We start from the raw sequence: 10,935 nt of genomic DNA, 5'->3' as shown, positions 1-10,935 counted from the left end.
GAGGTGGTCGCGCAGCTCCGCGCCCGCCGCCGTGAGCGGCACCCTCGAGACCAGGATCGTCCCGACGACGGCCGCAATGATCGCGACCAGCATCAGCACGAGCGGGAGCGGGCCGCCGAAGGAGCCGGTCATCAGGAGGATCGCACCCACGAAGGCGGCCATCACTCCCAGCAGCAGCGGCACGAGGACGAGGACGCTCCCGCCGATCGTCCCGGCCTTCTTCAGTCCCGCCTCGGTCACCCGGTTGCCCAGCGCGATCCGGAACTGTCCGACCGCCTTGCCGAACGCCTTGTCCTTGCCCGAGAGCTCGCGCACCGCACCAGGCTCCCGGCCCACGGCGATGTCGAGGAACTCGCGGTCGTCGGAGGCGAGGGGCCGCGGGCGTCCCGCGCGTCGCGTGGGCGTCGTCGCGGGGTCGAGCACCCGCACGGCGTACTCCTGCTTCCGCCCCTCCCCCGTCTCCTCGATGCGCACGAGGCCGCGGACCGCGGCGTCCAGGAGCCCGGCGGCGGGCGCCTTCGCCGTCTTCCGGAGCAGTGCGGCGGAGAGGAACAGCCCCTCCGCGGGCGGGTCGTACTCGGCGACCACGGTCGGCCGGCCCGGAGCGTCGCGGAGCACCGTCCGACGGCGCCGCACCGCGAACCCGAGCCCGATGAGGACCGCGGCGAGGCCGCCCAGCTGCACCCAGGACCAGCCCGAGGCGAGGTAGCGGTCGTCGCGCGGCGTGAAAGTCCCGGGGGCGAAGCCGATCGCCACGGTCACGTTCTCCCCCGGAGCCAGCGACTCCCCTGATGCCGTGACGACCGCGCCGTCGCGGCCGATCGGACAGGGCGTCGTCGAGCCCCCCGGCCCCCGGTAGCAGCTGACGGTCCCCGTCGCGGCGGAGCCCAGCGACCCCGCGAGCTCGACGCGCACGTCGTAGCGGTCGAAGGACTGGCGCCAGCCCGTGCCGTTGACGTCCCAGTAGAACTCGTCCTCGCCGCTGCGGGTGCCGGAGCCCGGAAGGGTCGTGTTGTGCTGCGTGTAGGTGAAGACGTAAGTCTGGCTGCCGCTGACGAACTCGTCCGCCGCGCTGGTGACCAGGAGGAAGCCGTCCTCGCGCTCGGTGTCGACCGGCCGCGCCGCTCCGTCGCCGTCGGTGACGGACACCAGGTCGACGTCGGTCGGGTGCCCCTCGTAGTCGAGCGGGATCGCGCGCTGCATGCCGCGGTTCTGCGACGGCGGGAACTCGGCGACGAAGGTCTCGACGGTGGTCAGCGTCGAGCGGCCCTCCTCGTCTCGGTCGAGGCGGAAGTCGGCCGAGTACTCCGAGAACCGGAAGTCGTCCACATCCGCGCGCACGACGCCCGCCACGGCCTGCGGAGCCACCACGGCCTGCGCCGCCGCTCCACCGACCAGCAGCAGAACCGCGAGGGCCACGGCCGCCGCTCGCCGCGCGACCACCCCCGCCCGGCCGGTCGAGGCGGACAGGATCGTGCCGAGCAGCCCCCACATGCCTGTGATGCTACGCGCCGACGCACGCCCGGCACGTCCCCCGGGCGGACTACTGGAGGAGGAACTGCGTCGGCGAGCCCGAGGGGATGCCGGCGACCGACACCGACAGGTTGTAGGCGGCGCCGCCCGCCTCGACCGCCTCGCGTCCGCCGGAGCAGGTGTCGGCGGAGGAGCGCGTCCGGTCCCAGGTCAGCGCGCTGCCCGTCACCGAGCGGCCGGCCTGGAGGAGCACCGGGAGGTCGGCCGCGCCGGTCTGGCAGTCGGTCGAGGTCCAGATCTGCTCGGAGCCGCTGGTGATCGTGAAGACCTGCGTGCTGGTGCCGGCGTCGATCACGCAGTCGGTGCTGGAGATGTTGGCCAGCGAGAGCGAGAGCTGCGGATCCTCGCCGGGCGCGTAGCTCGTGGCGTCCGTGACCGCGGTGACGGCGACCGAGTCGGCCGTGCACGCGGGGGCCGCTCCGGGCGTGGCCCCGGGCGAGGTGGTCGGGTAGAGCGTCGGCAGCACGACGGTCGGCGTGGGGCTCGGCTCGGCGTCGGAGGCGGTCATCCGCGGGAGCAGCGACAGCACGACCGCCAGACCCGCGACGATGACGACCAGCGCGAGCAGCAGTCCGGCGCGGCGTCGCCGATAGACCCGGGAGGGCAGGCGGCGGGGCGGCGGAGTCACCGGGACAGGCTACGACGTGGCGACGGTCAGAGCGTCTTCAGCATGCGGGTGTTGCCGAGCGTGTTCGGCTTCACCCGGGCGAGGTCCAGGAACTCGGCGACTCCCTCGTCGGGAGAGCGGAGCAGCTCGGCGTAGACCTCGGGGTCGACGACCTTCTCGCCGATCGGCTCGAAGCCGTGGCGGGTGAAGAAGTCGACCTCGAAGGTGAGGCAGAACAGGCGCTTCAGACCGAGCTCGCGGGCGTCGTTCTCGAGGCGCTCCAGGATGTGGTGGCCCACGCCCCTCCCGAGCCAGTCCTGCGCGACCGCGAGGGTGCGGACCTCCGCGATGTCGTCCCACATCACATGGAGAGCGCCGCAGCCGATCGCCGTGCCGTGGCCGTCCTCCGCGATGCGGAACTCCTGCACGGCGCCGTAGAGCACCACGCGGTCCTTGCCCAGGAGGATGCGCTCGTTGACGAGCGGCTCGCTGAGCTCCTGGATGAAGGGGACATCGCTCGTGCGCGCGCGGCGCACCGGGTACTTCCAATCGGCCATTCGACAAGCCTAGGCCGCACCGGGCGCGGGATCCTGCGAGCGGACGCCCGCCCCTGAACGACGACGTGCCCGCCCCCTCGCGAGAGGGGACGGGCACGGGGTCGATCGGGAGGCTGCTACGACATCAGGTCGGGCGTCGCCGGGCCGGCCGTAGCCGCTCCCGTGGACGCACCGGCGCTGATCGAGATCAGTCGCGGGGTCGTGGTGAAGACGAACGCGTTGTCGGCGAAGTCCACGTGGATGTGGTCTCCGGCGCCGAGCTCGCCGTGCAGGATCCGCTCGGACAGCTGGTCCTCGATCTCGCGCTGGATCGCGCGGCGCAGGGGGCGCGCACCGAGGGCGGGATCGAACCCGACCTCGATCAGGCGCTCCTTGGCCGGCTGCGTCAGCTCCACCGTCATGTCGCGGTCGAGCAGACGGTCGCCCAGGCGCTTGATGAAGAGGTCGACGATCTGGAGCAGCTCGGGCTTGGACAGCTGCGGGAAGACGATGACGTCGTCCACGCGGTTGAGGAACTCGGGCTTGAAGTGCTTCTTGAGCTCCTCGTTGACCTTGCCGCGCATGCGGTCGTAGCCGGTGGCGTTGTCGCCCTCGATCTGGAACCCGACGGGACCACCGGCGATGTCACGAGCACCGAGGTTGGTGGTCATGATGATGACGGTGTTCTTGAAGTCGACGACACGGCCCTGGCCGTCGGTCAGGCGACCCTCCTCCAGGATCTGGAGCAGCGAGTTGAAGATGTCCGGGTGCGCCTTCTCGATCTCGTCGAAGAGGACCACGCTGAACGGCTTGCGGCGCACCTTCTCGGTGAGCTGGCCGCCCTCCTCGAAGCCGACGAACCCGGGAGGGGCGCCGAACAGCCGCGAGACGGTGTGCTTCTCGCCGTACTCCGACATGTCGAGCGAGATCATCGCGTTCTCGTCGTCGAAGAGGAACTCGGCGAGCGCCTTGGCGAGCTCGGTCTTCCCGACGCCCGTGGGGCCGGCGAAGATGAACGAGCCCGAGGGGCGCTTGGGGTCCTTGAGGCCCGCGCGGGTGCGGCGGATCGTCCGCGAGAGGGCCGCGATGGCCTCCTCCTGGCCGATGACGCGCTGGTGCAGGGCCTTCTCCATGAAGACGAGCCGCGAGGACTCCTCCTCCGTGAGCTTGAAGACCGGGATGCCGGTCGCCTGGGCGAGCACCTCGGCGATCAGGCCCTCGTCGACCACGCCGGTGGCCTTGACGTCGCCCGACTTCCACTGCTTCTCGAGGCGCAGGCGCTCACCGAGCAGCTGCTTCTCCTCGTCGCGGAGCGACGCGGCCTTCTCGAAGTCCTGGTCCTCGATCGCGGCCTCCTTGGCGGAGCGGACCACGGCGATGCGGTCGTCGAAGTCGCGCAGCTCCGGCGGCGCCGAGAGGATCGAGAGGCGCAGGCGCGCGCCGGCCTCGTCGATCAGGTCGATCGCCTTGTCGGGGAGGAAGCGGTCGCTGATGTAGCGGTCGGCCAGGTTGGCCGCCGAGACGATCGCGCCGTCGGTGATGGACACCTTGTGGTGCGCCTCGTAGCGGTCGCGCAGACCCTTGAGGATGTTGATCGTGTGGGGCAGCGAGGGCTCCGCGACCTGGATCGGCTGGAAGCGGCGCTCGAGCGCGGCGTCCTTCTCGAAGTGCTTGCGGTACTCGTCGAGCGTGGTCGCGCCGATGGTCTGCAGCTCGCCGCGGGCGAGCAGCGGCTTGAGGATCGAGGCGGCGTCGATCGCGCCCTCAGCGGCCCCTGCGCCGACGAGGGTGTGGATCTCGTCGATGAAGGTGATGATGTCGCCGCGGGTGCGGATCTCCTTCGTGACCTTCTTCAGGCGCTCCTCGAAGTCGCCGCGGTAGCGGGACCCGGCGATGAGCGAGCCGAGGTCGAGCGTGTAGAGCTGCTTGTCCTTCAGCGTCTCGGGCACGTCGCCGCGCACGATCGCCTGGGCGAGGCCCTCGACGACGGCGGTCTTGCCGACGCCGGGCTCGCCGATCAGGACGGGGTTGTTCTTGGAGCGGCGGGAGAGGATCTGCATGACCCGCTCGATCTCCTTCTCGCGCCCGATGACCGGGTCGAGCTTGTTGTCGCGCGCCGCCTGGGTGAGGTTGCGTCCGAACTGGTCGAGGATCTGCGATCCCCCCTGAGGCTGCTGCTGCTCACCGCCCACGGCGACCTGCTCCTTGCCCTGGTAGCCGGAGAGCAGCTGGATCACCTGCTGGCGCACGCGGTTCAGGTCGGCACCGAGCTTGACCAGCACCTGAGCGGCGACGCCCTCGCCCTCGCGGATGAGGCCGAGCAGGATGTGCTCGGTCCCGATGTAGTTGTGGCCGAGCTGCAGCGCTTCGCGCAGGGACAGCTCGAGGACCTTCTTCGCCCGAGGCGTGAAGGGGATGTGGCCGGTCGGCTGCTGCTGCCCCTGGCCGATGATGTCCTGCACCTGCTCGCGCACAGCGTCGAGCGAGATCCCGAGGGACTCGAGCGCCTTGGCGGCCACTCCCTCGCCCTCGTGGATCAGGCCGAGCAGGATGTGCTCCGTGCCGATGTAGTTGTGATTGAGCATCTTGGCCTCTTCCTGGGCCAGGACGACGACGCGCCGCGCGCGATCGGTGAATCTCTCGAACATGCTGTCACTCCCTACAGAACCCGCAGGGGTGGGCTCCGATACGTCGACTGTAACCAGCGCTCCCCCCGGTGAGCAGGCCTGTTCGCCCTGGGCGTGCACGCGATCCGGAGGGGTGCGGGCGGCGCTCTGGTCCGCGGGTCCATGCGAAGGCATACACTTCCCGCATGAGCAACCTGGAGGAGCATCCCGACGAGCTCCCCGTCGCCGCGTTCCCGGCCCCCCGCGAGCCCGGCGCGGTCGAGATCCTGCAGGCGCGGCTCGTCCCGCTCGGCGGTCCGCGCGCGATCGAGGTGCGCCGCACTCTCCCCCAGCGCTCGCGCTCGACGATCGGCGCGTGGTGCTTCGCCGACCACTACGGCCCGGTCCGGCTCGGCGAGGAGGCCGGGATGGACGTCCCGCCGCACCCGCACACCGGCCTGCAGACCGTGAGCTGGCTCTTCGAGGGCGAGATCGAGCACCGCGACAGCGTCGGCAGCCTCGCCGTGGTGCGCCCCGGCGAGCTCAACCTGATGACGGCCGGACGCGGCATCTCGCACTCCGAGGTCTCGACCGGGGGCGCGCCCGTCCTGCACGGGGTGCAGCTCTGGGTCGCGCTGCCCGAGGAGGCGCGGCTCGTCGATCCGTTCTTCGAGCACCACCGCGGGGTGCCCGTGGAGCTGCCCGGCGCGCTGGTGCGCGTCTTCGTCGGAGGGATGCTGGGCGCGTCGGTCCCCGCGAGCACCTTCACTCCGCTGGTCGCCGCGCAGATCGATCTCGAGCCGGGTGCCCGGGTCGAGCTGCCGGTGGAGGAGTCGTGGGAGTACGGCGTGCTCGTCGACGCCGGCCCTGTGGCGGTCGAGGGCGCGGACGTCCCGCGCTCGGACCTCGCCTACCTGGCGCCCGGCCGCTCCCACCTGGTGCTGACCGCCGGGGACGCGGGAGCGCGCGTGGTGCTGCTCGGCGGCGAGCCGTTCGCCGAGGAGCTGGTGATGTGGTGGAACTTCGTCGGCCGCAGCCACGACGACGTGGCGGCCGCCCGCGAGCGCTGGCAGTCCGACGTGATCGCCGGCGCGGATCCGGCGGGCCCGTTCGGCTCCGTCGACGGGTACGGCGGACGCGCGCTCCCCGCGCCCGTGCTGCCGACCGTGCGTCTCAAGCCGCGCCGCCGCGCCTGAGCAGGCGCCGCCGCGTCGCGAGCGGGACGGAGCCGTCGGCCGGAAGCGCGGGCGCCGCCGTGGTCACGGTCGACCACCGCGACTCCCGCGCTCTCACCGGTGCGTCAGGACGCGTCCGACTCCTTCTTCGCGGCGGCCTTCGCGGCGGCCTCGCGGTCGGTGGCCTCGGCCGTCTCTCGGAAGGCGCGGCGCGGATCCTGCAGCGCGCTCATCGGCGAGAGGTCGCGCGGAGTGACGGCGTCGACGAGCCAGCCCGTGATGATCCGCCACTTGCGGTCCAGGGTCGGCATCGCCGCTCCGTGGTAGGCGCGGTGCGCGAGCCAGGCGGGGAGGCCGCGCAGCTTCACGCCCTTGATCAGGCCCGCGCCCTTGCCGATGCCGTACTCGGCGACGGTCCCGACGGAGACGTGGCGGTACTCCTCTACAACCCCGCCGGTGAGGTCGGCGATGATGTTCTGCGCCAGGAGCTTCGCCTGCCGGACGGCGTTCTGCGCGTTCGGCGGGTAGTACGCGGGCTGCTTCTCGCTGGTGAGGTCCGGCACCTGCGCGCCGTCGCCGGCCGCCCAGGCGCCGCCCACCGGCTCGCCGTCCTCGCGGATGACCCGCAGGCGCGCATCCGCCATGACGTGGCCCTTCGGCCCGCGGGGGGCGTCGGTCGCGTCGAGGATCGGATTCGGCTTCACGCCGGCGGTCCACACGATCGTGGCCGTCGGGATGCGCTCGCCCGAGGAGAGCTCCACGACGCCGTCCTCGCAGGAGGGCATCGTCGTCTTCAGGTGCACGTGCACGCCGCGCGAGCGGAGGTGGTCGAGCGTCCACTTCGACAGCTCGGGACCGACCTCGGGGGCGACCCTGTCCAGCGCCTCCACGAGGTGCCAGGTGACGTCGCCCATCGAGAGCGAGGGCTGCGCGGCGAGGGTCTTGCGGCTGAGGTCGAGCAGCTCGCTCAGCGCCTCGACGCCGGTGTAGCCGCCGCCGACGAAGACGAAGGTCAGCAGGCGCCGGCGCTCGGCGGGATCGGTGGTGAGCGCCGCCTTCGCGATGTTCTCGATGACGCGGTCGCGCAGGTGCGCCGCCTCCTCCACCGTCTTGAAGCCGATGCCGTGCTCGGCCAGGCCCGGCGTCGGGAAGGTGCGGGTGACGGCTCCGAGGGCGAAGACGACCTGGTCGAACTCGATCGTGCGGGTGGAGCCGTCCATCGCGGCGACGGTCGCGCTCCGCTCGGCGAGGCTCACCCCGGTGATCGCGCCGCGGATCACGCGGGTGCGCTTGAGCGCGGAGACCAGCGGCACCGTGACGTGGCGCGGCTGGACGTGCCCGCCGGCCACCTCGGGCAGCAGCGGCTGATAGGTCATGTAGGGGTTCGGCTCGACGACGGTGACGTCGATCGGCGCCTCCCCCCGTCTCTTCTCGAGACCCCAGGCCGTGTACAGGCCGACGTAGCCGCCGCCGAGGATGAGGATGCGCGTCGTGCGGGATGCCGTCATGTCCGTTCCCTTCTCGAACCCGGCGCCGAGCAGGCGGAACCGGATGGTGCTGAGGACGCTCCGACGCTACGCGGGAGACGGCGGCACGCACAGGCCCTTGCGCCAGGAGCCGGGTGCCCGCATCCTCCGCCGTCCCGCAGCGGGTACGAGAGCCCTACTGCAGCGCCGAGGTGAGCCGCGCGAGGTTGTCGAGCAGGGTCGAGCGGAGGGGCTGCTGCCGCCACTCGCGGAGGGTCAGCTCGCGGGAGTGCTCGCGGTAGTCCTGCTGCACCTGGCGCAGGTCCTCGACGAACTCCGAGCCGCGCACCATCAGCGAGACCTCGAGGTTGAGCGTGAAGGAGCGCATGTCCATGTTGCTCGAGCCGATCACGGCGACGTCGTCGTCGATCGTGAAGTGCTTCGCGTGCAGGATCGTCGGCTTGCGGTACATCCAGATCCGCACGCCAGCAGTCAGCAGCGTCTCGTAGTAGGAGCGCTGGGCGTGGTAGACCACGGCCTGGTCGCCGATCTCGGAGACGAAGAGCTCCACGTGCACGCCCCGCCGGGTCGCCGTGGTGATCGCGTAGAGCATCGCCTCGTCGGGCACGAAGTACGGGCTGGTGATGATGATCGACTTCTGCGCCGAGTAGAGCAGCGTCAGGAACAGGCGCAGGTTGTTCTCACCCTCGAACCCCGGCCCGCTCGGCACCACCTGGCAGTCGATCGTGTCGCGCTGCTGCAGCGCCTCCATCGGCTCCGACTCCCGCAGGAGCAGCTCGTCGGTCTCGCTGTACCAGTCGGTGATGAAGATGGCGTTGATGCCCTGCACCACCGGCCCCTCGAGCCGCACCATCAGGTCGTGCCAGTGCAGGCCGCGGCGGATGTTGCCGCGCTTGTTGTAGCTGGAGTCGACGACGTTCTGCGAGCCCATGAAGGCCGCGTTGCCGTCGACGATCAGCAGCTTGCGGTGGTTGCGCAGGTCGGGGCGCTGGTACTGCCCGCGCCACGGCCGCACGGGGAGCATGTACGACCACGACGCGCCCGCCCGCTCGAGGGCGCGCAGCCGGCGGTGCGTGCCGCTGTAGTAGCCGGGCACGCGGATCGACGCGATGTGGTCGAGGAGGATCCGCACCCGGACCCCGCGGGCCACCGCGCGGTCGAGCGCGTCGAAGAAGGGCGCCGTGGTCGAGTCGGCGGCGAGGATGTAGAACTCGCAGTGCACGTACCGGCGGGCGCGGTCGATCTCGGCGGCCATGGCGCGGATGGTCTGCTCGTAGTCGCCCTGGAGGCGCGCGTCGTTCCCGCCGACCAGCGGCATCGCGCCGAGGTTGCGGTTGAGGGTGACCACCGACTCCAGCCACTGCGGCCACGGGTGCTCACGGGCGACACGGTCGATGCCGTCGGTCGACTCCAGGATGAACCGGTTGATCTCCTGCTGCTTCCGGCGGCGCTTGCGCGGCAGCCGGTAGCTCCCGATGAAGAGGAACAGCAGGATGCCCACGTACGGGATCAGGAAGATCGCCATCAGCCAGGCGAGGCCGGTGGTCGGACGACGGTTCCGCGGCACGACGATCACGGCGATCACGCGGACCACGAGCTCGACGACGACGGCCGCGATCGGGAGGATCACGGCCCAGTCGGGTGCGGGCACCGCGCCTCCTCGTTCGTCGTGCGGGGCCGCGCAGCGGGCGCGGGAGGCACCCGCGCGGCGGCGGTGGTCAGGAGGCGTCGCGGGGAGGCAGGCCGCGGCGCTCGCGCTCGCGGGCCTCGATGCGGTCGTACGCCCGGCGCTCGTTGCGGTCCGAGCGGATGAGGGCGCGCATCACGAACCAGAAGATGGCTCCGACCGTGATCGTCGGCACGAGGGCCCACAGCCCCTGGTTCCACAGCTCCCAGTCCATGCGGCGATCCTACCCGCGGCACCGGCGCGGGAGCCGTGAGCCCGGGGACCCGTGCGCCCAGCGGCCTTCGCGGGCGCCGGGCGCTACTGGCTCTCGACCGACTTGTTCAGCGCCGCGGCGTCGGAGTTGAGGCCCTCCAGCTCCGAGCGCAGGCCGTCGTACACGGCGATGTCCGCGTCGATGGCGGCCCGGGTGGCGTCGACGGCCTGGCTGCGGGCGAGCAGATCGGCGCGCTCCGTCTCGAACTCGGCCGTCGATCCGAAGTCGCCGCTGTCGGCGCGCGAGTTGAAGTCGTCGATCTCGACGTTGAGCGCGTCGTACTCGGCGTTGTTCGCGTCGACCCGCGCCGTGAGGTCGGCGTACATCGTCTCGATCCGGGAGACCAGGTCCTCGATGCGGTTCTCGAGATCGGTGAAGACCGCCTCGTAGCGGGCGTTCAATCCCACGACGACGGAGCGGTCGTCGAAGAACTCGGCGTAGTGCGCCTCGAGCGCCGGCGGAAGGTCGGCCACCTCGGTCCCCAGGATCGAGTGCAGCTCGTTGACGCGCTCGCCGAGGCCGCCGGTGCGGTACAGCTCGAGGCGCTCGGCGATCGTGCCGTCCTGCGGGAGGGTCTCGTAGGCGGCCTCGAGCTCGTCGCCCAGCTCGGCCTGCTCCTCCGCATCGAGCCGCACCCATGCGGCGTGCAGCATCTCGTGCGCCGCCGTCACGTCGCGGATCCCGTCGAGGTCGGGGTTGGCGACGTCCGAGATGTAGATGCTGGTGCCGGTGTAGCAGCCGAGGACGATGTCGTCGGAGGCGCCGTAGCCGCAGAGGTCGTTGAAGCCGGCGGTCGGCTCGACCGACGGGCTCGACGCGTAGTAGAGGGCGCGGCCGCGGTCGGACATGGCGGTCCGCTCCGCGAATCCGGCGATCGTGGGGTCGGGCGTGAACGCCTCGGCGGCCCGCCGGTCGGCCAGTGCGGTGCCGACGTCGCCGGAGGAGGTCACGACGCTCGCGGCGACCGCGGTCCCCACTCCGAACTGCGCGATCGTGAGGACGCCCGCTGCGACGGCCGCGACGATGCTCGATGCCCTGACCATGTCTCCCC

At 71.5% G+C, this 10,935-nt stretch carries 9 protein-coding genes; 1 reads left to right on the top strand and 8 read right to left on the bottom strand.

Annotation, left to right across the window (positions count from 1 at the left end; all coding sequences use genetic code 11):
• The 4 genes from C5D44_RS16535 to C5D44_RS16520 form a co-directional block, all read right to left on the bottom strand.
• A partial coding sequence (locus C5D44_RS16535) for a DUF2207 domain-containing protein (protein ID WP_104282293.1) occupies positions 1-1,494 on the bottom strand: 1,494 nt, incomplete at its 3' end.
• A gap of 49 nt (positions 1,495-1,543) precedes the next feature.
• The gene (locus C5D44_RS16530; protein WP_104282292.1) at positions 1,544-2,161 is read right to left on the bottom strand and encodes a hypothetical protein; all 618 of its coding nucleotides are present in this window, start codon (positions 2,159-2,161) and stop codon (positions 1,544-1,546) included.
• Between the two features lie 26 nt (positions 2,162-2,187).
• Positions 2,188-2,697, bottom strand: coding sequence for an amino-acid N-acetyltransferase (locus C5D44_RS16525; protein ID WP_104234293.1), 510 nt, complete (start codon positions 2,695-2,697; stop codon positions 2,188-2,190).
• 116 nt (positions 2,698-2,813) lie between these two features.
• Positions 2,814-5,324: an ATP-dependent Clp protease ATP-binding subunit gene (locus C5D44_RS16520; RefSeq protein WP_104277266.1), complete on the bottom strand. Its 2,511-nt coding sequence runs from the start codon at positions 5,322-5,324 to the stop codon at positions 2,814-2,816.
• A gap of 164 nt (positions 5,325-5,488) precedes the next feature.
• Here C5D44_RS16520 and C5D44_RS16515 point away from each other — a divergent pair, with 164 nt between their 5' ends.
• Positions 5,489-6,478 carry a pirin family protein gene (locus tag C5D44_RS16515; RefSeq protein WP_104282291.1) on the top strand — a complete coding sequence of 330 codons (990 nt, stop codon included), beginning with the start codon at positions 5,489-5,491 and terminating at the stop codon, positions 6,476-6,478.
• 104 nt (positions 6,479-6,582) lie between these two features.
• Here the strand turns inward: C5D44_RS16515 and C5D44_RS16510 are convergent, their stop codons facing one another.
• From C5D44_RS16510 to C5D44_RS18210, 4 genes are all read right to left on the bottom strand, one after another.
• Complete coding sequence (locus tag C5D44_RS16510; RefSeq protein ID WP_104282290.1) at positions 6,583-7,965, bottom strand: NAD(P)/FAD-dependent oxidoreductase; 1,383 nt, start codon at positions 7,963-7,965, stop codon at positions 6,583-6,585.
• Positions 7,966-8,119: 154 nt separating this feature from the next.
• Positions 8,120-9,595 (bottom strand): cardiolipin synthase, encoded by a 1,476-nt coding sequence (gene cls, locus C5D44_RS16505; protein ID WP_104224093.1) that lies wholly within the window; start codon positions 9,593-9,595, stop codon positions 8,120-8,122.
• Positions 9,596-9,662: 67 nt separating this feature from the next.
• On the bottom strand, positions 9,663-9,845 hold the full coding sequence (locus C5D44_RS16500) for a hypothetical protein (protein ID WP_104224094.1): 183 nt from the start codon (positions 9,843-9,845) through the stop codon (positions 9,663-9,665).
• An 83-nt stretch (positions 9,846-9,928) separates the two neighbouring features.
• Positions 9,929-10,927, bottom strand: a complete 999-nt coding sequence (locus C5D44_RS18210) for a hypothetical protein (protein WP_104277262.1) — start codon at positions 10,925-10,927, stop codon at positions 9,929-9,931.
• Positions 10,928-10,935 lie beyond the last annotated feature (8 nt).

The organism is Rathayibacter sp. AY1B5 (assembly GCF_002932795.1).
GTDB lineage: Bacteria > Actinomycetota > Actinomycetes > Actinomycetales > Microbacteriaceae > Rathayibacter.
Note: the sequence above shows the minus strand (reverse complement) of the source record. Positions and strands in the feature narration are given on the sequence as shown.

What these genes read in the sequence shown, in the direction of transcription:
- C5D44_RS16525 (WP_104234293.1), bottom strand. Translation starts at nt 2,697, where the DNA reads ATGGCCGATTGGAAGTACCCGGTGCGCCGCGCGCGCACGAGCGATGTC.
- C5D44_RS16520 (WP_104277266.1), bottom strand. Translation starts at nt 5,324, where the DNA reads ATGTTCGAGAGATTCACCGATCGCGCGCGGCGCGTCGTCGTCCTGGCC.
- C5D44_RS16515 (WP_104282291.1), top strand. Translation starts at nt 5,489, where the DNA reads ATGAGCAACCTGGAGGAGCATCCCGACGAGCTCCCCGTCGCCGCGTTC.
- C5D44_RS16510 (WP_104282290.1), bottom strand. Translation starts at nt 7,965, where the DNA reads ATGACGGCATCCCGCACGACGCGCATCCTCATCCTCGGCGGCGGCTAC.
- C5D44_RS16500 (WP_104224094.1), bottom strand. Translation starts at nt 9,845, where the DNA reads ATGGACTGGGAGCTGTGGAACCAGGGGCTGTGGGCCCTCGTGCCGACG.
- C5D44_RS18210 (WP_104277262.1), bottom strand. Translation starts at nt 10,927, where the DNA reads ATGGTCAGGGCATCGAGCATCGTCGCGGCCGTCGCAGCGGGCGTCCTC.